This is a genomic window from Nonomuraea longispora, from assembly GCF_004348345.1.
Taxonomy (GTDB): Bacteria; Actinomycetota; Actinomycetes; order Streptosporangiales; family Streptosporangiaceae; genus Nonomuraea; species Nonomuraea longispora.
Genome location: NZ_SMJZ01000027.1, coordinates 1 through 22,642 on the forward strand (window position 1 = coordinate 1; position 22,642 = coordinate 22,642).

A 22,642-nucleotide genomic window follows, 5' to 3' on the forward strand; every position below is an offset into this window, starting at 1 on the left:
CCCATGAACGATCTGACGCGCCGCGGCTTCCTCTTCCTGAGCACCGCCACGGCCACGCTCGCCCTTTCCGGAACGCCCGCCGTCGGTGGGCCGGGGAGGATCTGGTCCTCTCGCCCGGCCCGGTCCGCGCGGCCCATGGTGCGCTGGTGGTGGCCCGACGCCCACGTCGATCCCGCCGAGATCCGGCGGGAGGTCGACCAGCTCGCCGCCGCCGGGTTCGGCGGCGCGGAGATCGCGGCGGTGCACCACAGCATCCGCGACAAGTCCGTGCTAGACCCCGCCGGCCACGGCTGGGGCACCCCCGCGTGGAACGCCGCCGTCGAGGCCGCGCTCGACCAGGCGGCCAGGCGCGGCATCCGCATCGACCTGACCGTCGGCCCGTCCTGGCCGGCGGCGGTGCCGTCCATCACCCCGGACAGCCCGGCCGCGGTCAAGGAGCTCGCCCACGGCTCGGTCACCGTCGCCGCGGGCGCCACGTACGCGGGCGCCGCGCCGCCCCCGGCCGTGCCGCCCGGCGAGGGCGTCACCGAGCGGAAACTGCTGCTCGTCCAGGCCGCCAAGGTCGAGCCCACCCACTCCACCGGCGACGAAACCGGCCTCGACCCCGCCTCCGTGCGGGAGGTGCCCGTGACCGGCGAGAACGTCACCTGGACCGCGCCCGCCGACGGCGAGTGGGTGCTGATCTCCTACTGGGAGCGCGGCTCCGGCCAGCGCCCCGAGTCCGGCCCGCACACCGCGCCCGAGGCGTACGTGGTCGACCACTTCAGCGCGGCGGGCACCCAGGCGGTCATCGACCACTGGGAGTCGGAGCTGCTCACGCCCGCCACGCGCCGGCTGCTGAAGAAGGCGGGCGGCGCGCTGTTCGAGGACTCCATCGAGATCGAGACCGACGCGCTGCCGTGGACGCCGGGGCTGCTGGAGGAGTTCGGGCGGCGGCGGGGCCACCCGCTCGCGCCCCTGCTGCCGGTGGTGCTGCTGGCCGAGGAGGACCCGGTCTTCGCGTACGAGGCCGCCATGACCCGGCACGCCCGCAAGGACTACTGGGACACGATCTCCGAGCTGTTCAACGAGCACCACTTCGCCGGGCTGCGCGACTGGGCCCACTCGCTCGGGCTGAAGCTGCGCGCGCAGCCGTACGGGTTGCGGACCGACGCCATCGCGGCGGCGGCCGTGCTGGACATCCCCGAGGGCGAGTCGCTCGGGTTCAAGAACCTCGACGACTACCGCTGCCTGGCCGGTGGCCGGGACCTGGCGGGGCACGAGCTGCTGTCCAGCGAGGCGGGGGCGTACGCGGGCGGCGCCTACACCACGACGTGGACGAGGCTGCTCACCACCATGGGGGGCGCGTACGCGGCGGGGCTCAACCAGACGGTGCTGCACGGGTTCAGCTACGCGAGCGCGCCGGGGGCGGCCTGGCCGGGGTTCGCCGCGTTCACGCCGTACGACGGGACGGCCGGCTATGCCGAGTCGTGGGGGCCGCGCCAGCCGACCTGGCACCACGTATCCGATATTTCTGGATATCTCGCCCGTGTCCACGAGGTCCTGCGTGAGGGCGTGCCCCGAGCCGACGTCGCCGTCCTGCGGCAGACCGGCTACACCAAGACCGGCATCGGCGCCTCCTGGTTCACCGGCGACGGCATCCCCACCGGCTGGACCCACCAGTTCGTCAGCGGCCCCCTGCTCGACCTGCCCGCCGCCCGCGTCTCCGGCGGCCGGCTCGCGCCGTCGGGGCCCGCCTACAAGGCGCTGTTCGTCGAGGGCGACAAGTTCTACGCGGGCGAGCCCACGATGACGGTGCCGGTGGCCGGGCGGCTGCTGGAGTACGCGCGGGCCGGGCTGCCCATCGTGCTGCTCGGCGCGTGGGAGTCGGCCTCGGTGCCGGGCCTGCCCCGGGACGGCGAGAACGAGCGGCTCCGCGAACTCGTCGCCGCGCTGCTGGCCGAGCCCACGGTGCGGATGGTCGCCGGCCAGGCCGACGTCCCCGGCGCGCTCGCCTCCCTCGGCGTGCGGCCCGACGTGCGGTACGCCGCCCCCAGCACGCTGCTCACCCTGCGACGGTCAGCCGGGAAGATCGACTACTACTACCTGTGCAACGGCAGGCACGTCGAGAACCCCAAGCCGCCGGTCGCCCCGATCGACCACGACGTCACGCTGGCCCGCGCGGACCGCCACGGAGTCCCGTACCTGCTGGACCCGTGGACCGGGCGGGCCGAGCGGATCGCGCTGTACACGGAGGAGCCCGACGGGATCCGCCTGCGCGTCGCCCTCCAGCCCGGGCAGGCCCGGATCGTCGCGATCGGCCGGGCCGGGCTGTTCGGCGACCGTACGGGCCGGCTCCCCCACGCCACCGCCACCGACGCGGACCGCGCCCTCTACACCGGCGGCGACCTCGCCATCCGGGCCGCCAAGGCAGGCACCTACACCACCACCCTCTCCACCGGCCGCACCGTCACCACGGCCGTCGGCGAGGTCCCCCCGCCCGTGGAGCTGTCGTCGTGGCGGCTCAGGGTCGAGGACTGGCAGCCCGGCGCCACGCCGACGCAGACCTCGAAAGTCATCCACGAGCTGGACCTGGACACGCTCGTTCCCTGGGCGGAGCTCCCCGGACTGGCCGACGTGTCGGGCATCGGGACCTACACCACCACGGTCGACCTGGACGGCCCGGCGTACCTGGAGCTGGGCGAGGTGACCGACACGTGCAGGGTGCGCGTCAACGGCCGCTGCCTGGACCCGGCCGACCAGATCTCCCCCGTGGTGGACGCCGGCCCCTACCTCAGGCGCAGGACCAACACCATCGAGGTCGAGGTCGCCACCCCTCTCGGCAACCGGCTCAGAGTGGCGGACCCGGACGTCTACGGCGGGCTGAAACGGCAACCGTACGGGCTCATCGGCCCCGTCAGGCTGGTGCCCTACGGGGAGGCGCGTGTGCGCCCGTGAACCGCCGGACGTGCGCTAACGACACTCTTCACCCGGTTCGTTGAACAGGTCCTGGAGGATCCGGGCGGTGGCCGCGCGGGTAGCCCAGTTCTCGAGCTGTGCCAGGTCGGTGCAGGAGATGATCCGGGTACGGGTGTCGTCGGGGACGTCGAAGCCGCGGGCGGTCAGCACGAGCAGCACCATTCTGGCCGCCTCTTCCGCTTTGCCTTCTGCTTTGCCTTCTGCCTTGCCTTCTGCCTTGCCTTCTTTGAGGCCGCGGCCGTAGTGCTCGCGACCCCAGGGTGTGTAGACCGGCCAGTCGGTGGACGTCATGATCTCCTCCATGAGGCAGCGAATTTCGGGCGCGGACATGCTGTAGGCGTATTCAGCATACTTCGTAGCGTGATCGTCACGGGTGGTGGACAGTGCTGTGGCGAACGCCTCGATGACCTTGCGGTCACGACCGTGGACCATGACGGACATGGCTGCAAGGCCCGGGTGAGCGGCGGCCTCCTGGGGGTCGGTGATGACCGGAATGCCGTCCGGCCCCAGCACGCGCGCCTGCAGGCGGTAGCCGGTCAGCCCTGAATCGATCGGCTGCGCGTAGTAGGCGGCGGTCGCACGGTCGGGACAGACGACCAGGACTGTGACGTCGCAGCCCAGCAGCAGCCACAACGAGGCGGCGTAGCGGGCGAACTGCCGAGGATCCTTGGACGTGCCCTGCTGGATCTCCACGATGACGGCGTGTGCGGGGGACTGCGGTGGCCCAAGAGTGAGAACCAGGTCGGCCTCGATGTCGTCGGAGGGCCGCGTGTTGAAGGTGCGCTCCTCCTGCTGGATCAGTGGAGTGTCGGGCAGGTTCACTCCCATCTGGTCACGCAGGATCTCCACCACCAGCTGAGGGCGGTCGGTGAACATCTGGACGAGGGCGTCGTGTCGGGGGGACGGCATGACACTCATTGTCACATAACGAACTCGGACAGTGACGTAGATTCTGTCGTAACGAAGAGTGGTTCCCGGAGAAGTACTGCCGGCTGGCTCGTCAAGCACGGCAGCGGCACCCTCGCGGTCCGCGACGCCCGCCCGCTCTTTCGAAGAGGTCTGCCGCATCTGGGCCGCGGACTTGGCAGGGGCAGAAGCCTTCAACGGCGTCCCGGCGGAGGTCGGTCACGGCGTCGTCAACGATCCGGAACGCCGGTCCAGCCACGAGGTGGACGTGGTTTGGATCCCACACCTCGATCACGCCGCCGACCGGCGTGGCGCCGATGCCCGGTCCCTGGCCGCACTGTCACCCACCGAACAGGACCAACCGGCCGCCCTGCTGCGCAAACTCCTGCTCAGCCACGGGGACGCCCCGGCCTCATCCCGTAGATGAACACAACCATCCCCGGGCGGGTTGCCGGCACGGCGGCACCAGAGAGGCCATGACCCGCGCGGCGGGTGGATCGTCGGATGGCCGGTGGGCGACGCACCGGCATGGCAGACCGACATGCTTTCTCACCCCTCCCGGTGTCGGCGAAACAGAAATTCGATGCGCCCCCACGTTGGATCACCCGCGGGCCGGCCTCCGGACCGCTGGCGTTCTCTCGCACAGGGGCCGCTGTTCAGCTCTCTCGGAAAAGATCGTTCGGCTGCCATGACGGCCGCACCGAACGACTCACCGGAGAACGCTTATGTTGAGTCCCTCCCGAGAAGGCATCAGACTCCGCGTCGCCCTGACCCTCACCTCCCTGGTTGCCGGCTCAGCCGTCGCGATCGGCCCCGCCTCGGGCGCCGCGGCGAGCACGCTGCACGGTGCCTGGAACAAGACCGCCTACCGCGGCCACGTCGAGGTCGTCCGCACCCCTGACGGCCCGGCCGACCCCTCGGTCCTGACCGGGACCGTCTTCGACGACCGTGACCGAGACAGCGTCCACGACCGGCACGAGCCCGGCCTGCGCGACGTCGTGGTGTCGAACGGGCGCGACGTGGTGACCACCGACTCCCGCGGCCGCTACCGGCTACCCGTCTACGACAACATGACGGTGTTCATCACGCAGCCGGCCGGCTACCAGGTGCCGGTGGACGCGTCCAACGTGGCGCAGTTCCACTACAACCACCTGCCCGAGGGCTCGCCCGAGCTGCGCTACGGCGGCATCGCCCCCACCGGCGCCCTTCCGAACGCTGTGAACTTCCCCGTCGTCCGGAGCACGCGGACGAAGACCAGGGAACAGCACTGCGTGATCGCGGGCGACCTGCAGCCCTACAACAAGACGGAGATCGGCTACGCCCGCAAGGGTGCGATGGCCGACCTCGCGAAGCGCCACGACTACCAGGGATGCGGCACGCTCTTCATCGGTGACGTCGTCGGTGACGACCTGTCGCTCTACCCGGACGTGAAGGAGCTCACGAGCCTGACCAACGGGCCGGCCCGGTTCCTGCCCGGAAACCACGACCTCGACTTCGACGCCGAGACCGCCGAGCACTCGTTCGACACCTTCCGCGCGCAGCTCGCGCCCGCGTACTACTCGTACGACGTGGGCGAGGTGCACGTCGTCGCGCTGAACACGGTGCGCTACCCGTGCACCCCCGACGTGGACAACGCCGACGGCCTGCGGCCCCAGTGCGACGACCCGGCGGGCAAGGCGGCGTACAACGGCAGGCTCAGCGAGGACCAGCTCACATGGCTGGAGCGGGACCTGGCCACGGTCGACCGCGGCAAGCTCATCGTGGTCGCCGGCCACATCTCCCTGCTGAACTGGGCCGACGAGGGCAGCCCGATCCACAACGTCGACCAGGTCCGCAAGGTGCACGAACTGCTGGACGGCCGCAAGGCCGTCGCCGTCTCCGGGCACAGCCACTCCATCGAGAACATGAAGACCGGCGACCTCGCCCAGGGCTGGCGTGACCTCTTCGGCGTCGAAGGGTTGCCGTTCCCGCACATCACGGCGGGCGCCATCTCCGGTGACTGGTACTCGGGTGAGCTGACCGACGAGGGCTACCCCGTGGCCGTCGGACGCGACGGCGGCATGCCGGGCCTGCTCACCCTCGACATCAGGGGCAGTTCCTTCAAGGAGCGGTACACGGTGACCGGCAAGAGCGACAGGGTGCAGACGCAGCTGGGCCTCAACAGCCCGGCCTATCGTGAGTGGTACGCCGCGCGGCAGGCCTGGAACGAGGATCAGCAAGGAGAGGCGCCGGAACTGGGTGACCCCAATGTCGTGGATCGCGATGATCTGAACGGGCGCACCTGGCTCACGACTAACTTCTGGATGGGCTCCACCGGCTCCACGGTCAAGGTCTCGATCGACCACGGCCCGGCGCGCGAGGCCACGCGTACGCAGGACCTCCGCGGCGAGGACCAACTGGTCGGCCCCGAGTGGTCCGACCCGCACGCCGTCGCACGGCAACTGGTGGGCGACGCCAGCATCGCGGACCGGTCGATGCATCTCTGGCGGTTCGAGCTGCCCGCCGACCTCGCCGAGGGCGAGCACAGGGCGAGGGTCACCGCGACCGACTCCTACGGCCGGAAGTTCACCGACGAGTTGCGCTTCACCGTCGCCGAACAACGGTAGGGCTCTCCTGCCCGTTTCTCCAGGGCCGCCACCCGCATCGGGTGGCGGCCTCCGCGCGTTCGCGGCCTCTCCTCGTCGGCCCTTTCCCGGCCTGGAACCTGCCCGATGCCCTGCGGAAGCCATGGACGCGAGCGAACAGGGGGCTTTGCGGCCTTGACCGGACCTGCTGAGACGTATACATATCTATTCACAGCCAATTATCCATTCGCCACGAGAGGTGCAGGTGAAGGCAACCATCACGGTGCTCGCGACCACGGCGGCGCTCGTCTTATGCCCGGTGACCGCACAGGCCGAGGCGGGTGACGAGCCGCGCTTCTCGGTGCCCGGGCGGGGCGGCGGGACCTGCGTCGACACGCCCCTGACCATCACGTTCCCCGAGCCGCCGGCCCTGGGCACGACCGGCGCGATCGAGGTGCGCCGCGCCGACGGCACACTCGCCGACCGCATCGAGGCCGCCACCGCGAAGACCGACAGGAAGAACGTCGGCAGCGCCATCTCCGACACGGGACTGCCGCACGACTTCTCGTACGAATCGATCATGATCGAGGGCCACCGGGCCGACGTCTACCTGCACCACCGGCTGGAGTACGGCCAGGAGTACTACGTCACCGTCGACCAGGGCGTGTTCGCGGGCTTCGACGGCGTGCGGGACCCCCGGGCCTGGCGGTTCACGACGACCAGGCGCGAGCCCAAGCCCGGCCGGCTGACGGTGTCGGCCAAGGGCGCCGGCGACTTCTGCACCGTGCAGGGCGCCATCGACGCGGTGCCGACCGGCAACACGACCCCGGTGACGATCGACGTGCGGCCCGGCGTCTACACCGAGATCGTCTACGTCCGCGAGGACCGCCCGCACATCACCGTGCGGGGCGCGGGGGCGAAGCGCACCGTGATCCGCTATCCCAACAACGACCTGCGCAACGGCGACAAGGCGCTGAGCGACGGCGGCCCCGAGGACGTGTGCCCGCGCCGCGTGCTGGAGACGTCCGACCTGCACAACTGCTGGCGGGCCTCGTTCGGGGTGGACGCCTCCGACTTCCGGATGAGCGACGTCACCGTGCACAACACGACGCCGGACGGCGGCTCGCAGGCCGAGGCGTTCCGGGGCAACAACGAGCGCATCGCGCTCGAACGCGTGCACCTGCGCAGCTTCCAGGACACGCTGCGCCTGCAGGGCAAGGGCTTCGTGACCGACAGCCACATCAGCGGCGACACCGACTTCGTCTGGGGCACCGGCACGGTGTTCATCCAGGACACGGTGCTGGAGTCGACCGACCGCGGCTACATCTCGCAGAGCCGCAACGACGAGACCCGGCCGGGCACGGTGTTCGTCAGGACCAAGCTGACACGGGCTCCCGGCGTTCCGGACGGCTCGGTCGCGCTGAGCCGCAGCGCGGTCTGGCGTTTCACGCACAGCCAGGTCGTGTACATCGACACCGAGATGGACGGCCACATCGACCCGGCCGGCTGGCAGATCGACCCGGACGACTGCGCGCAGGCCCGGCAGACGTCCTTCTGGGAGTACGACAGCACCGACCTGTCCGGCCGCGCGATCGACACCTCGCGGCGGCTGGCCTGCTCGCGCCAGCTCACGGACGCCGAGGCGAAGCAGTGGAGCGACCCGGCGTACGTGCTGGGCGGCTGGGATCCGGAGCGGGGCCACCGCGGAGAGCACGGGAGCACGCCTGATGCACACGAATGACGGGACGGACACGGGAGTGGCGAGCCGGCGCGGGATGCTGGGCGGGGTGCTGGGCGGGCTCGGCGCGGCCGTCGTCGCGGGCGCGGCGGCGCCGGCCGCGGCGGCCACCGCGCAGGCCGCGCACACCACCCCGCGGGCCGGGGCAGGAGCCAGGCCGCCGCGCCCGGTCGCGCCGGTGAACCAGGAGGTCGCCGCCAGGTTCGGCCCCGAGTACAGGACGTTGCCCGCGGCCGTGGCGGGCGTCGACATCGAGCCGCTGATCGGCATGCACTCGGCCGCCGACATCGCGGCCAGGCGCAAGGCCATGGCGGACTACATCTGGAAGGGCGCGGGCCTGCCCACGTCACTGCCGGAGGTGAAGAGAGGTGTCGAGGCGCCCGACTTCGCCTCGCTGACCGGCGTGCGCAGGATCGATCTGCTGACGGTCCCGCTGCGCTACCGCGTCTCGGCCAAGGTGTACGACCTCCTGCCGCGCAAGCGCTGGAACCGGCGGCTGGCCCTGTACCACAACGGGCACGGCGAGCCGTTCGACACCATGCTCCGCACCGTCCAGGAGCTGCTCGACCGGGGTTACCGGGTGATGGCGTACGCGATGCCGTTCCACCACTGGAACGCCCAGCAGATCGCCGACCCTGACGACCCGGACACGCTGCTGCCCGGCCCGTCACACCGGGAACTGCCGCCGTGGGAGCGGGCCGGGTTCTCGACGCTGACGTTCTTTCTCGAACCGATCACGGTGACCCTGAACTACGCGACGGCGACGTACCGGCCGGCCTCCGTGGAGATGGTCGGCCTGTCGGGCGGCGGCTGGACGACCACGGTCTACTCCGCGCTGGACCCGCGGGTGACGCGCAGCTATCCGGTGGCCGGGTCGCTGCCGTTCTTCCTGCGCCCGGCCTCGCCGAAGCCGAGCCCGACGATCGGCGACTTCGAGCAGACCAAGGAGGCGCTGCCGGGCTTCTACGCCGCCGAGTCCGACGACTTCCTCGACATGTACGTGCTGGCCTCGGTCGGCCGGGGGCGCGGCCAGCTGCAGGTCCTCAACCGGTTCGACGACTGCTGCTTCAACGGGGTCGGGCACCGCGCGTACCACGCCCCGGTGCGCGACCGGGTGGCGCTGCTCGCGGGCGGGCGGCCCGAGGAGGGCCGGTGGGACATCCTGGAGGACGCCACGCACGAGGACCACACCATCTCGCCGCACGCCCTTTCCGTGATCCTCTGGGATCTTGACACCTCAAATATCACAACCTAATATCGGAATATAGATACATTGCTGAATAAATATTCAGACGGAGGGTTGCGTGGCGGTCAGGACTTTTTCCCACCGGCGCCGGGTGATCGTGAACACCGATGCCAAGAATGAGGCGGACGACCAATTCGCGATCGTGCACGCCCTGCTCTCCCCGAGTCTCGACATTCGAGGCCTGATCGCCGCGCATTTCGGCAACAGGCGCACCCGGTCGAGCCTGGAGGAAAGCCGGGAGGAGATCGAGCTGCTGCTGTGGCTGACGAAGCTCGACGGCCGGGTGCCGGTGGCCGACGGCGTGCCGTACGCGCTGCCCGACGTCGGCACCCCCGTCAGGACGCCCGGCGTGGAGCTGATCATCTCCGAGGCCATGCGCGACGTGGAGGAGCCGCTGTTCGTGGCGTTCCTCGGCCCGCTCACCGACATGGCCTCGGCCCTGCTGCTGGAGCCGCGCATCGCCGAACGGGACGTCACCGTGGTCTGGATCGGCGGCGGCGGATACGACGGCAGGGAGGGCGAGCCGGGACGCCCCGAGTTCAACCTGTCCAACGACATCGTGGCGGCCAACATCGTGTTCTCCTCGTCGTTGCGGGTCTGGCAGGTCCCCGCGCCGACGTACCGGATGATGGCGGTCGGCTACGCCGAGCTGGACGAGAAGGTCGCGCCGTGCGGCGAGATCGGCGACTACCTCGTGCGCCAGCTCGTCGAGTGGAACGAGAGCCGGCACGGCGGGTCGATCGAGTTCCGCGTGCTGGGCGACTCCCCCGCGATCGGGCTGATGCTGCACCCGGCGTGCGGGACGTGGGTGGAGCGGCCCGCTCCGAACTTCCGCCACGACGGCTCGCACGACTTCTCCGTCGTCAACCGGCCCATCCGCACCTACGACTCGATCGACGCACGGTTCATCCACGAGGACTTCTTCGCCAAGCTGCGGGCCTTCGCGCAGAGGAGGGTGTGACATGAGCGCGCTGACGTTCGGCGCCGGGATATGGGCGTTCGGGCAGATCGTCGACCGGTACGCGACCGACGGCTACGGCCCGTCGAGGACGATGACCGAGATGCTCGACCTGGCGGCCTCCGTGGACGGGCTGGAGTGCCTCGACATCAACGTGCCGTTCGCCGAGGGCGTCTCCAAGACGTCCGAGCTGGCGGCGGCGCTGGCCGAGCGCGGCCTGCGGGCCAGGGCGATCACGCCGCACCTGTACACGCGGGAGTTCGCCAAGGGCGCCTTCACCAACCCCGACCCCGCCGTGCGGGAGCGCGCCGTGGAGCGCGTGCACGAGGCCGTCGCCGTCGCGCGGGAACTCGGGGCCGGCTACGTGAAGTTCTGGCCCGGCCAGGACGGCTTCGACATGCCGGGGCAGGCCGACTACGCGCGGCTGTGGGAGTTGACGGTCTCCGCGATCCGCGAACTCGCCTCGGCGCACCCGGACGTGCGGTTCGCGATCGAGTACAAGGCCAAGGAGCCGCGGGTGCGCATCACGCTCTCCGACGCGGCCCGCACCCTGCTCGCCATCGAGGAGGCGGGGCAGCCGAACGTCGGCATCGTCATGGACTTCGGCCACTCCCTGCTCGCCGGCGAGACGCCCGCCGAGGCGGTGCAGCTCGTGCACCGGCGCGGGCGGCTGGTGTCGGTGGAGCTGAACGACAACTGGCGCGGCTGGGACGACGACCTGCCCGTGGCGTCGGTGCACCTGTTCGAGACCATCGAGTACCTGCTGGCGGTGCGGCGCATCGGCTGGAGCGCGCCGGTCCTGCTCGACCAGTTCCCCTTCAGGGAGGATCCGGTACGCGCGCTGTCGCAGAGCATCGCCACGATCCGCATGCTGGAGCAGGTGTGCGACCGCGTGGACCTCGACGCGCTGCGTGAGGCGCAGGAGCGGCAGGACGCCCTCGCGGCGCAGGCGCTGCTCTGGTCGGCGCTCGGAACCGCCCGCGAGACGCCGTGACCCTCGCCCAGGCCGCCGGCGGCCTGCTGCTGCCCGACCACGACGCCATCGGCGCATGGCGCCGGCTGCGCGACCGGCTGGCGCACGCCGACCGGGCCGCCCGCGCCGCCGCGCTGGCCGCGCTGGCGGGCGGGATCAGACGTACGGCGATCAGCACGATCCACGCGGCGGGCCTCGGGCACACCGGTGGCGACCTGTCCGTCACCGACATCCTCACCACGCTGTACGGCGCCGTGCTGCGCATCGACCCGGCCAGACCCGACTGGCCCGAGCGCGACCGCCTCATCCTGAGCAAGGGACACTGCTCGGTCGCCCTCTACACCACGCTCACGACCTGCGGGTTCTTCCCCGCGGACCGGCTCGCCACGTTCGCCGCCCCGATGTCGCCGCTCAACGGCCACCCCAGCCGCAGGGCGGTGCCGGGCGTCGAGACCAGCTCGGGCCCGCTCGGGCACGGGCTGCCCGTCGGCGTCGGCGTGGCGGTCGGCCTGCGCCTGCGCGGGTCACCGGCGAGGACCGTGGTCGTGCTCGGCGACGGCGAGCTGCAGGAGGGCAGCAACTGGGAGGCCGCCATGACGGCGGCGCACCGGGGGTTGTCGTCGCTGACGGCCGTCATCGACCGCAACGGGCTGCAGCAGGGCGCCCGTACCGGCGACACCAACGACCTGGAGCCGCTCGCGGACAAGTGGCGGGCGTTCGGGTGGGAGGTCGCCGAGGTCGACGGCCACGACCATCTGGCGCTGCTGGACGCCGTGACCGCACCGCACGCGGGGTCGCGGCCGCGCTGCGTGATCGCGAGGACCGTGAAGGGGCGAGGGGTGTCGTTCATGGAGGACCGGGTGGAGTGGCATCACAAGGTGCCGGACGCCGAGCAGACCCGCATGGCGCTCGAGGAACTGCGTTGACCGTCGAGGAGACGTACGACTGCAGGGACGCCTTCGCCGCGGAGCTGGTGCGGCTGGCCCGCGCCGACGACCGGATCGTGGCCGTGTGCAACGACTCGGTGGGGTCGAGCAAGCTGGCCGCCTTCGCCCGGAAGTTCCCCGAACGGCTGATCAACGTCGGCATCGCCGAGCAGGACATGGTGGGCATCGGCGCGGGGCTGGCCAACGCGGGGCTGGTGCCGTTCGTGTGCGGGGCGGCGACGTTCCTGACCGCGCGGGCGCTGGAGCAGATCAAGGCCGACGTCGCCTACAGCCTGGCCAACGTCAAGCTGTGCGGGATGAGCCCCGGCCTGGCCTACGGCGCGCTCGGGCCCACCCACCACTCGACCGAGGACCTGTCGTGGTTGCGGGCCATCGCCGACCTGCCCGTGGTCGTACCCGCCGATCCCGCGCAGACCAGCGCCGCCGTCCGGTGGGCGGCGCAGACGACGGGGCCGGCGTTCCTGCGGATCGGCCGCTTCCCCGTGCCGGACGTCTCACCGCCCGGCGAGCCCGCCTTCACCTACGGGCGGGCGGCGCGGCTGCGGGACGGCGCGGACGCCACGCTCGTGGCGACCGGCACGATGGTCAGCCGCGCGCTCAGCGCCGCCGCGCTGCTCGCCGGCCACGGGGTGGACGCGCGGGTGGTGAACGTGTCGACGATCAGCCCGCTCGACCGTGAGGAGATCGTCGCCGCGGCCCGGCAGACCGGTGCGGTCGTCACGGCCGAGGAGGCGGTGCCCACCGGCGGCCTTGGGGCTGCGGTGGCCGAGGTCGTGCTGGAGACCAGGCCGGTGCCGATGCGGCTGCTCGGTCCGCGTACGTTCGCGCCGACCGGGGAGACGGCGTTCCTGCTCGAACACTTCGGGCTCACCGCCGGGGGCATCGCCCGCGCGACGCTGGACGTGCTGGGCCTCGATGCTGGCGGGCTCGGAGCAGGTGGACTCGGAGCAGGTGGACTCGGAGCGGGCGGGGCGGGGGGTGTGGGCGTTGACGACGGGTGATCCGCTGGTGCTGGGTGTCGACCAGGGGACCAGCGCGACCAAGGCGATCCTCGTGGACGTCGCGGGCGAGCCGGTGGCGCGGGCCTCCGCGCCGCTCGCGCAGCGGCATCCGGGGCCTGGCCTGGTCGAGCAGGACGGCGAGGAGTTGTGGCGCAGCGTCCTCGACGCGGTGTCGGCGTGCCTGTCGGGGGTGCCGCCAGGACGGGTGGCCGCCGTGGGGCTGAGCGTGCAGCGTGAGTCGCTGATCCTGTGGGACGGCGCGTCGGGCACGCCGCTCAGCCCGCTGGTGAGCTGGCAGGACCGCCGGGGTGCGGACCTGTGCGCCCGGCTGTCCGCCTCCGGCGCGGCGCCCATGGTCCGCCGGATCAGCGGCCTGCCGCTGGACCCGATGTTCTCCGCGGCCAGGGCCGCCTGGCTGCTCGGCCACCACGGAACCCGTGACGGTTGCCGTCTGGGGACGGTGGACTCATGGGTGTTGTCCCGGTTGGGCGCCGGGCACGTGATCGAGGTCGGCAGCGCCTCGCGTACGCAGCTGCTCGACGTGCGGGCCCGCCGCTGGAGCCCCGAGTTGCTGGAGCTGTTCGGCGTTCCCGAGGAGACCCTCCCCAGGGTCGTGCCCTCCGCGGCGCCCCAGGCGCACGCCGACGCCGCAGCGCTGCACCCGTCGCTGGCCGGGGTGCCGGTCGGCGCGGTGATGGGCGACTCGCACGCCGCCCTGTTCGCGCACGCGGCGGGCCGTCCGGGGCGGGTCAAGGTGACGTACGGTACGGGTTCCTCGGTGATGGGCCTGGCCGGCCCGGATGCCGGCGGGGACGAGGGGTTGTGCCTGACCATCGGGTGGCAGGACGGCGAACCCGCGTACGCGCTGGAGGGCAATGTCCTGGCCGCCGGGGCGACGCTCACCTGGCTGGCCGGGGTGCTCGGCACGGAGCCGGAGGAGCTGGCGCGGCTCGCGGCCCGGGGTCGCAGGGGCGCGGTGCAGCTCGTGCCCGCGTTCGGCGGTCTCGGCGCTCCGTGGTGGGATGACCGGGCGGTGGCGGTCATGGCGGGGTTCGGGCTCGACAGCCGCAGGGAAGACCTCGCCAGGGCGGCGGTCGACTCGATCGCGCTGCAGGTGGGCGACGTCGTGGCGGCCCTGGAGCGGGCGGCGGGCCCGGTGGACGAGCTGCTGGCCGACGGCGGTCCCACCGCCAACGCCGACCTCATGCAGTGGCAGGCCGACGTGATGGGGCGCGTGGTGCGGGTGGCGAGGCGGCCGGAGCTGTCCGCGCTGGGGGCCGCTCACCTGGCCGGGATCACGTACGGTGTATGGTCCCGCCGGGAGCTGTCCGGGCTGCCCCGCCACGGCCGGTGCTACACACCCGGCCTTCCGGTGTGCGAGCGCCGCCGCGCCCTAGCAGAATGGCACTCGGCAGTGGCCCGGGCTCGCCACCGGACCAGCAGGAGCGGCGGAGCCGAAGCGGAGGCCAGCGATCGTGGGAGCTGACAGTCAGTTCGAGAAGAGCCGTGCCGGCGGGGAGCCCGTGAGATACGCCGGGCGCCGGCTCAGCCAGGAGTCCGAACGCATGCGGCTGCTGGTGCGGGTCGCGCGCCTCTACCACGAGCACGGCGTACGCCAGCCGCAGATCGCCGCCCAGTTGCGCATCTCGCAGCCGCGGGTGTCCCGGCTGCTCAAGGAGGCGGCGGAGATCGGCATCGTGCGCACGGTCGTGGTGGTGCCGAGCGGCGTGCACGCGCTGCTGGAGGAGGACCTCGAGCGGAAATACGGCGTGGAGCAGATCATCGTCGTGGACGCCGCGGGCGACAACAACCACGACGTGGTGGCCGCGCTGGGGTCGGCCGGGGCCACCCATCTCGACGCCACCCTCATCGGCGGCGAGCACCTCGGCATCTCCTCGTGGAGCGCGAGCCTGCTGGCCACGGTGGAGGCAATGCAGCGCCGTCCCGTGCGGGTGGCCGAGGAGGTCGTGCAGCTCATCGGCGGGGTGGGCAAGGGGTCGGCGCAGGTGCAGGCCACCCGGCTGGCCGCCCACCTGGCGGACCTGACGGGCGCCGAGCCGGTGTTCCTGCCCGCTCCCGGCCTGGTCGGCACGCCGGAGGCGCGTCAGGCGCTGTCGGAGGACCACGTGGTGCGGCAGGTCGTGGACGCGTGGTCGCGGCTGACGACCGTGCTGGTCGGCATCGGCAGCCTCGACCCGTCGCCGTTGCTGCGTGACAGCGGCAACGCCATCGACGAGGAGGAGCTGGAGACGCTGCGCGGGCTGGGCGCGGTGGGCGACGTGTGCCTGCGCTTCTTCGACGCCGAGGGCCGTCTGGTCGACTCGCCGCTGGAGCGGCGCATCCTCGGCATTCCGGCCGCCGACCTGCTGCGGGTGCCCCGGCGCATCGCGATCGCCGGGGGTCGCCGCAAGACGGCCGCCATCCGGGCGGCGCTCAGGGGCGGCTGGGTGAACACCCTGATCACCGACGTGGGCGTGGCCGAGCAGCTGCTCAAGGACTGACCACCGCCTCCCCCGGGCGATCGCGCCCAGGGTCTCCTCTCGCGCGGAAAGGCCGCCGGGCATCTGGCCCGGCGGCCTTTCGTCGTCCGCGCGCCCGGTCATTGTGACGGATCCGTGAACCGGCTGTTCCGTTCGCGTACGAAAGCGCTCTTGACAGTCACATCCGTGTCGTTCACGATGTGATGAATCCACTCCATTCATGCGTGAATAAAAATTCTCAGCAACGACAGCGTGGTTCCGGAGTCGTGCCGAAAGACGGCACAGCCCTGTCTATTCGGGGCGGAAAGAGAGCGTTTCGCATGACCGAGGCCCTTGGCTTCGATCGCCATCATTCACATTTCAGCCGCCGGGATTTCGTGCGGTCCGCGGCGTTGGCCCCGCCCGCCGTGGCGTGGGCGGGCACATCGAGCGGCACATCGAGCGGCACATCGAGCGTGGCGGCGAAGCCGAGCCCGAGCCCCACCCCCACCGTCGAGGCGAAGGAGCGGGCCAAAGGAGTGCCCGCCTTCCCCGGGGCCGAGGGGGCCGGGATGTACACCACCGGCGGCCGGGGCGGCGCGGTGTACGAGGTCACCACCCTCGACGACGACGGCCCCGGATCATTACGCGAGGCGGTGGCCAAGTCCGACGGGACGATCGTCTTCCGGGTCGCCGGCACCATCCGGATCAAGGGCGGCCTCGACATCACCGGCAGCAACCTCACCATCGCCGGCCAGACCGCCCCCGGGCACGGCATCACCGTCACCGGCAACGAGACGCAGATCAAGGGCGACAACATCATCCTGCGCCACCTGCGCTTCCGCGGCGGCGACGAGCTCGGCACCGCCATCGACACCTTCGGCGCCCGCGACGTGCGCGACCTCATCATCGACCACTGCTCGTTCAGCTGGGGCGTGGACGAGTGCTTCTCCGTCTACGGCAACACCAACGTGACCGTCCAGTGGTGCGTCATCTCCGAGGGCCTGGTGAACTCGGTGCACCCCAAGGGCCGCCACGGCATGGGCGGCCTGTGGGGCGGCGACACCGTCACCTACCACCACAACCTGCTCGTCCACGAGAACGGCCGCAACCCGCGCTTCAGCTTCACCGAGGGCATGAGCCTGAGGGTGGACCACCGCAACAACGTGATCTACAACCCCGGGATCACGTCCTGCTACGGCGGCGAGTGGTCCAACGGCATCAACATCATCGGCAACCACTACAAGCCGGGCCCGAACACGCGGCCCCCGATCGCCAGGACGATCGTGGCGCCGGGGCGGTTCGGCCAGTGGCACGTCAGCGGCAACACGGTCGAGGGCCACGACGACATCACGGCCGACAACACGCTCGGCATCACCTACCCCGTCGGCGGCATCACGCTGCTGCCCAGGCCGGTGGAGTTCGAGCACGGCATCACGGAGCAGACCCCGGCGCAGGCGTACGCCGCGGTCCTCGAACAGGCCGGAGCCACCCTGCCGCGGCGGGACGCCGTCGACGCCCGGCTGGTCGGCGAGGCGCGCACGGGCACGGGACGCCACATCAACTCGCAGAAGGACGTCGGCGGCTTCCTGCCGCTGCCGTCCGAGACGCCCGCTCCCGCCGACAGCGACCACGACGGCATGCCGGACGAATGGGAGAGCGCCAACGGGCTGGACCCGGAGAACCCCGACGACGCCGGGACGGTGGACGGCAGCGGGTACACGAACCTGGAGCGCTACCTGAACTCCATCCAGCGGGCCGGTGCCCGCAACCCCCAGGTGGCGATCCTCTCCCCCAAGGCCGACCAGGTGTTCGCCGCCGCACAGGACGAACAGTCCGTCGTCGTCAAGGCCGACGCCAAGGCCATGGACGGCGCGTCCATCGCCACGGTCGAGTTCTTCCACGGCGACAAGAAGATCGGCGAGGCCACCGCGGCGCCGTACCAGGTGACCTGGGAGAACGCGACGGACGGCACCTACTGCCTGACGGCCCGCGCGACCGACAGCACGGGGTCGGCCACCACCTCGTCGCTGGTGCCGATCCACGTCACCCGCACCAGGCCCCACAAGCCGTGGAAGGCGCAGGACATCGGCGAGGTGCCCATCCCGGGCAGCACGGCGCTGAAGGACGGCGTGCTCACGCTGAAGGGGTCGGGCAAGATCGCCGGCTGGAAGGACTCCTTCCACTTCGCCCACCAGGCGGTCGGGTTCACCAAGCGGGGGCAGGTCGTCGAGATCACCGCGCGGCTGGACCACATCAGCACGGGTCACATCGATGCCGTGGCGGGCGTCATGGTGCGCCAGGACCTCGCGCCGAACTCGCCGTTCATGATGGCCGGGATCGGTTACTCCGCCAGCGGCGACGACGGCGCCGGACTGCGCGCCAAGGCCATCAGGGTCGCCCAGCACGGCAAGGAGCCCAGCGTCGGCCTCTGGCCGTACGACGGCGAGGACCCGCTGAGCGTGAAGCCGTACTGGCTGCGCCTGGTGTGCCGGAGCCTGCCGACCGGCGACCACGAGTTCGAGGCCTTCCTCTCCGACAACTCCCTGAACTGGGACCGCATCGGCTACGAGCGCATAGCGATGCGCAGCGGCCGGTTCTACGTCGGCCTCGCGGTCGACGGGAACCAGGAGGCGATCGCCGTCCGCACCTACACCACGGCGCAGTTCAGCCTCGTGAAGATCAATGGCTGACCAGACAGGAGCGTGCTCATGACACCACGACCGTTGACGAGGAGGGGTCTGCTCGCCGGCGGCGGCTTCCTGCTGCTGGCCTCCGCCACTGGATGCGGCTTCTTCGACACGAGCCCCGACACGGGCGGCAAGGTCGCGAAGGCGGCAGACCTGTCGGCCAAGGAGGCTCCCGCGCTGGCCGAGCTGGTCAGGAACGGCAAGCTGCCGCCTCTCGCCGAGCGCCTGCCGAAGAACCCCCTGGTGGTCAAGCCGCTGAAGGAGGCCGGTGCGTACGGCGGCACGTGGAACTCGGCCATGGTGGGAGAGGACGACTGGGACTGGCTGATCTACACCCTCGCCTACGAGCCCGTCGTCCGGCTCAAGCCCGGCACCAACGGCCAGAAGGGCCCGGACGACATCATCCCCAACGTGGCCGAGTTCGAGGTCGAGAACGACGGCCGGGAGTACGTCTTCCGGCTGCGCGACGGCCTGAAGTGGTCGGACGGGCAGCCCTGCACGGCCGACGACCTGCTCTTCGCCTTCGAGGACGTGGCCGTCTACAAGGACCTGCACACGACCGGCGTCTACGACCTCTACCTGGAGAACGGCAGCACGGACGAACTGGTCAAGGTGGAGAAGGTGGACGAGCGGACGGTCCGCTACGTCTACAAGGAGCCGAAGGCCGGCCTGCTGTTCCAGATCGCGGTCGCCACCTTCGAGCGGGGCGGGGCGGCCGGGTTCCTGCTGCCCAAGCACTACCTCAAGCAGTTCCACAAGAAGTACAACCCGGACGCCGACAAGCTCGCCAAGGAGCAGCAGTTCGAGGACTGGACCCAGCTGTTCATGCAGAAGAACGACTGGGCGCACAACGCCGACATCCCCACGCTGCACCCATGGAAGATCATCACCGCGATCGGCGACGGCACGGCGGTGGTGGCCGAGCGGAACCCGTACTACTGGAAGGTCGACGACCAGGGGCGCCAGCTTCCCTACATCGACCGGTTCAGGTCGGACCTCCTCGGCGACGTCGAGGTGGAGCTGCTGAAGATCATGAACGGCGAGATCCACATGCAGCTCCGCAACTTCAACACGCCGGAGAACAAGCCGGTGGTCGCGCAGAACGCCGGGAAGGGCAAGTACCGCCTGTTCAACGTGCCGAGCCGGCTGAGCAACACGATGATCATCCAGTTCAACCAGACGATCGGCGACGACGACCTGCGCGGGTTGTTCCAGAAGAAGGACTTCCGGATCGGGCTGTCGTACGCGATCAACCGCAAGGAGATCATCGACGGCGTGTACGCCGGGCAGGGCGAGCCCTGGCAGGCCGCGCCGTCCAAGAACAACGCCGTCTACGACGCGGAGTTCGCCAAGCAGTACACGGAGTACGACGTCGCCAAGGCGGGCGAGTACCTGGACAAGGCCGGGCTGACCGAGAAGGACTCCACCGGCAGGCGGCTGGGCCCCGACGGCAAGCCACTGGTCGTCACCGTCATGACCAGCGCGGAGTTCCCGCACCACGTCCAGGCGCTCGAGTTCGTCAAGAGGCACTGGGAGGCGGTCGGGGTCAGCCTGCGCGTCGATCCCGTCTCGGACACGCTGTTCACCGAGCGCACGATGGGCAACAACCCGCAGGCGTCCACGTTCACGTGCAGCGACTTCGACGTGATCACCGGCACCGGCGGCAGCCACTACTACGTGCCGAGCAACTCCGGCAGCGCCCGCTACGCCATCCGCTGGGCCCTGTGGTACGGCAGCAAGGGCAAGAACGGCGACGAGCCGCCGGCGGTGGTCCGCGAGCAACTCGAGGCGTTCACCGCGATGCGTACCGAGCCGGACGTCAACAAGGCGCTGGAGCACGCCAGGAAGGTCGTGCGGATCGCCAAGGACCAGTTCTACGCGATCGGCATCAGCTCGCATCCCGACGAGTACGGCATCGTCTCCAACGAGGTCAAGAACGTGCCCGACTCCATGTCCGTCTGTCCCGTGAACCCCGGGCCGACCCAGCCCGAGCAGTACTCCTTCTGAGGCGCCGGCATGCTGGGTTATTTCGGCCGCCGCCTGCTGTACGTGGTGGTGACGCTGTGGGCCATCTCGATCGCCGCCTTCGTCATCATCAACCTGCCGCCGGGCGACTATGTCTCGACGCTGATCGCGAACGCGCAGGCGGGCGGCGAAGGCCTCACTCCGGCGGAGATCGAGAACCTCAGGCTGCGCTACGGCCTGGACGATCCGATCTTCTTGCAGTACTGGCGCTGGATCACCGCGATCCTGCTCCACGGCGACTTCGGTCAATCGTTTGCCTGGAATCAGCCGGTCGCCACGCTCATCGGCGAGCGGGTCGCGCTCTCGGCGATCCTGTCGATCAGCTCCCTGCTCATGGTCTGGGCGATCGCGTTCCCCATCGGAATCTACAGCGCGGTCAAGCAGTACTCCTGGGGTGACTACGGGTTCTCCTTCCTCGGCTTCATCGGGATGGCGGTCCCCGAGTTCATGCTGGCGCTGGTCCTGATGTACATCGGGTTCCGCTACTTCGGCGCGAGCGTGGGAGGCCTGTTCTCGCCCGAGTTCCAGGACGCGGCCTGGAACCTGGGCAAGGTCCTGGACCTGATGGGACACCTGTGGGTGCCGATCCTGGTCATCGGGGTGTCCGGCACGGCGGGCATGATCCGGGTGACCAGGGCGAACCTGCTCGACGAGCTCTACCGGCCCTACGTGCACACGGCCAGGGCCAAAGGGCTGCCGGAGTGGAAGCTGCTGCTGAAGTACCCGGTGCGGATGTCGCTCAGCCCGTTCTTCAGCACGGTGGGCTGGCTGCTCCCGGGGCTCATCGGCGGGGAGACCATCGTGTCGGTCGTCATGAGCCTGCCGACGGGGGGCCCGCTGCTGCTCAGCGGGGTCATGAGCCAGGACATGTACCTGGTCGGCAGCTTCATCATGATCCTCAGCACGCTGACCGTGGTCGGCACCGTGGTGAGTGACCTGGCGCTGGCCTGGTGGGACCCGCGAATCCGCAAACGGTACAAGAGAGAGTAGCGCCACATGTTCCTCAGGCGACCGACGAAGGAAGTAGGGACGCTGCCGCAGTGGCGGCTGATGTGGCGGCAGTTCCGCCGGCACCGGCTCGCGATGGCCGGCGCGGCGATCCTGATCCCGGTGTACTTCGTGGCGATCTTCGCGGAGTTCTTCGCGCCGATGTCCAGCTCGACGGCGAACACGTCGATGACGTACGCGCCGCCGCAGATGGTGCGGTACTCGGGCGAGCACGGCCTGCACGTCTACGGGTACACGACCGAACGCGACGCGACGACGTACGCGCAGACCTACACCGAGGACCCCGCCAAGGTGGTCAGGGTGGGGCTGTTCGTGCACGGCGACGAGTACAGGTTGCTCGGCCTGATCCCGTCCGACATCCACCTGATCGGCCCGGTCACCAAGGGCGAGCCGGTCTTCCTGCTGGGTTCCGACGGGAACGGCAGGGACCTGCTGTCCAGGCTCATCCACGGCGCCCGGGTGTCGTTGTCGATCGGGCTGGTCGGGGTCGCCGCCAGCTTCTTACTCGGCATGCTTATAGGCGGCATTTCCGGATATTTCGGGGGCGGCGTCGACAACGTCGTGCAGCGGGTCATCGAGTTCCTGATGGCGATCCCGACGTTGCCTCTGTGGATGGCGCTGTCGGCCGCGCTCCCCACGGACTGGGGGCCGCTGACCCGATATTTCGCCATCACGGTGCTGCTGTCGCTGATCGGGTGGACCGGGCTGGCCAGGGACGTGCGGGGGCGGTTCCTGTCGCTGCGCGAGGAGGACTTCGTCACCGCCGCCCGCCTGGACGGCGTCGGCCGGCTGTCGATCATCTTCCGGCACATGATCCCGTCGTTCGCCAGCCACATCATCGCCTCGCTGTCGCTGGCCATCCCGGCCATGATCCTCGGCGAGACCAGCCTGAGCTTCCTCGGCCTGGGGTTGCAGGCGCCGGCGGTGAGCTGGGGCGTGCTGCTGGAGGGCGCGCAGAACGTGCGCGTCGTCGCGAACGCGCCGTGGCTGCTGGCGCCGGGCGTCGCGGTGGTGATCGTCGTGGTCGCCATGAACTTCTTCGGAGACGGCTTGAGAGACGCGGCCGACCCGTACGGATCGGCCGGCGGAGCCCGGAGAAGGAAGCCCTTCTGGCGCCGCGCGGGGCGACGTGCGAGCGCGACCATCAACATGGCGACGGAGAGGTGAGC

16 protein-coding genes are annotated in these 22,642 nt (G+C 70.6%); 14 read left to right on the top strand and 2 right to left on the bottom strand.

Going from position 1 to position 22,642, the window contains the following annotated elements:
* On the top strand, positions 1-2,937 hold a 2,937-nt coding region (locus E1267_RS10035), incomplete at its 5' end, for a glycosyl hydrolase (protein ID WP_220449400.1).
* A gap of 15 nt (positions 2,938-2,952) precedes the next feature.
* Here E1267_RS10035 and E1267_RS10040 read toward each other — a convergent pair.
* Positions 2,953-3,834, bottom strand: a complete 882-nt coding sequence (locus E1267_RS10040; RefSeq protein ID WP_246063684.1) for an RpnC/YadD family protein — start codon at positions 3,832-3,834, stop codon at positions 2,953-2,955.
* Positions 3,835-4,589: 755 nt separating this feature from the next.
* On the opposite strand from E1267_RS10040, the gene E1267_RS10045 reads away from it, so the two are divergent.
* The 9 genes from E1267_RS10045 (at position 4,590) to E1267_RS10085 (ending at position 15,792) form a co-directional block, all read left to right on the top strand.
* Complete coding sequence (locus E1267_RS10045) at positions 4,590-6,470, top strand: calcineurin-like phosphoesterase C-terminal domain-containing protein (protein WP_132332086.1); 1,881 nt, start codon at positions 4,590-4,592, stop codon at positions 6,468-6,470.
* A gap of 223 nt (positions 6,471-6,693) precedes the next feature.
* Entirely contained in the window at positions 6,694-8,169 is a 1,476-nt protein-coding gene (locus E1267_RS10050; protein WP_132332088.1) for a pectinesterase family protein, read from the top strand.
* A complete protein-coding gene (locus tag E1267_RS10055; RefSeq protein WP_132332090.1) occupies positions 8,156-9,421 on the top strand; it encodes a hypothetical protein in 1,266 nt (421 codons plus the stop codon). Before E1267_RS10050 ends, E1267_RS10055 begins: the two co-directional genes overlap by 14 nt.
* Before the next feature lie 49 nt (positions 9,422-9,470).
* A complete protein-coding gene (locus E1267_RS10060; RefSeq protein ID WP_132332092.1) occupies positions 9,471-10,373 on the top strand; it encodes a nucleoside hydrolase in 903 nt (300 codons plus the stop codon).
* A 1-nt stretch (position 10,374) separates the two neighbouring features.
* On the top strand, positions 10,375-11,364 hold the full coding sequence (locus E1267_RS10065; protein WP_132332094.1) for a sugar phosphate isomerase/epimerase family protein: 990 nt from the start codon (positions 10,375-10,377) through the stop codon (positions 11,362-11,364).
* Positions 11,361-12,269 carry a transketolase gene (locus tag E1267_RS10070; RefSeq protein WP_201760883.1) on the top strand — a complete coding sequence of 303 codons (909 nt, stop codon included), beginning with the start codon at positions 11,361-11,363 and terminating at the stop codon, positions 12,267-12,269. The genes E1267_RS10065 and E1267_RS10070 overlap by 4 nt, the downstream gene beginning before the upstream one ends.
* Positions 12,266-13,291, top strand: a complete 1,026-nt coding sequence (locus tag E1267_RS10075) for a transketolase family protein (protein WP_220449401.1) — start codon at positions 12,266-12,268, stop codon at positions 13,289-13,291. The genes E1267_RS10070 and E1267_RS10075 overlap by 4 nt, the downstream gene beginning before the upstream one ends.
* A complete protein-coding gene (locus tag E1267_RS10080) occupies positions 13,206-14,777 on the top strand; it encodes an FGGY family carbohydrate kinase (protein ID WP_220449402.1) in 1,572 nt (523 codons plus the stop codon). The genes E1267_RS10075 and E1267_RS10080 overlap by 86 nt, the downstream gene beginning before the upstream one ends.
* A 37-nt stretch (positions 14,778-14,814) precedes the next feature.
* On the top strand, positions 14,815-15,792 hold the full coding sequence (locus E1267_RS10085) for a sugar-binding transcriptional regulator (RefSeq protein WP_246063685.1): 978 nt from the start codon (positions 14,815-14,817) through the stop codon (positions 15,790-15,792).
* A gap of 328 nt (positions 15,793-16,120) precedes the next feature.
* Here the strand turns inward: E1267_RS10085 and E1267_RS44190 are convergent, their stop codons facing one another.
* Positions 16,121-16,285 (bottom strand): hypothetical protein, encoded by a 165-nt coding sequence (locus E1267_RS44190; protein WP_161714545.1) that lies wholly within the window; start codon positions 16,283-16,285, stop codon positions 16,121-16,123.
* 4 nt (positions 16,286-16,289) lie between these two features.
* Between E1267_RS44190 and E1267_RS10090 the strand changes: the two genes are divergently transcribed.
* From E1267_RS10090 to E1267_RS10105, 4 genes are read left to right on the top strand one after another with little or no spacing between them, the layout of a single operon-like run.
* A complete protein-coding gene (locus tag E1267_RS10090; protein WP_132332098.1) occupies positions 16,290-18,443 on the top strand; it encodes an Ig-like domain-containing protein in 2,154 nt (717 codons plus the stop codon).
* An 18-nt stretch (positions 18,444-18,461) separates the two neighbouring features.
* On the top strand, positions 18,462-20,447 hold the full coding sequence (locus tag E1267_RS10095; RefSeq protein ID WP_132332100.1) for an ABC transporter substrate-binding protein: 1,986 nt from the start codon (positions 18,462-18,464) through the stop codon (positions 20,445-20,447).
* Between the two features lie 9 nt (positions 20,448-20,456).
* The gene (locus tag E1267_RS10100) at positions 20,457-21,455 is read left to right on the top strand and encodes an ABC transporter permease (protein ID WP_132332102.1); all 999 of its coding nucleotides are present in this window, start codon (positions 20,457-20,459) and stop codon (positions 21,453-21,455) included.
* Positions 21,456-21,461: 6 nt separating this feature from the next.
* The gene (locus E1267_RS10105) at positions 21,462-22,640 is read left to right on the top strand and encodes an ABC transporter permease (RefSeq protein WP_132332104.1); all 1,179 of its coding nucleotides are present in this window, start codon (positions 21,462-21,464) and stop codon (positions 22,638-22,640) included.
* Positions 22,641-22,642 lie beyond the last annotated feature (2 nt).

What these genes read in the sequence shown, in the direction of transcription:
- E1267_RS10040 (WP_246063684.1), bottom strand. Translation starts at nt 3,834, where the DNA reads ATGTTCACCGACCGCCCTCAGCTGGTGGTGGAGATCCTGCGTGACCAG.
- E1267_RS10045 (WP_132332086.1), top strand. Translation starts at nt 4,590, where the DNA reads ATGTTGAGTCCCTCCCGAGAAGGCATCAGACTCCGCGTCGCCCTGACC.
- E1267_RS10055 (WP_132332090.1), top strand. Translation starts at nt 8,156, where the DNA reads ATGCACACGAATGACGGGACGGACACGGGAGTGGCGAGCCGGCGCGGG.
- E1267_RS10065 (WP_132332094.1), top strand. Translation starts at nt 10,375, where the DNA reads ATGAGCGCGCTGACGTTCGGCGCCGGGATATGGGCGTTCGGGCAGATC.
- E1267_RS10080 (WP_220449402.1), top strand. Translation starts at nt 13,206, where the DNA reads ATGCTGGCGGGCTCGGAGCAGGTGGACTCGGAGCAGGTGGACTCGGAG.
- E1267_RS10095 (WP_132332100.1), top strand. Translation starts at nt 18,462, where the DNA reads ATGACACCACGACCGTTGACGAGGAGGGGTCTGCTCGCCGGCGGCGGC.
- E1267_RS10100 (WP_132332102.1), top strand. Translation starts at nt 20,457, where the DNA reads ATGCTGGGTTATTTCGGCCGCCGCCTGCTGTACGTGGTGGTGACGCTG.
- E1267_RS10105 (WP_132332104.1), top strand. Translation starts at nt 21,462, where the DNA reads ATGTTCCTCAGGCGACCGACGAAGGAAGTAGGGACGCTGCCGCAGTGG.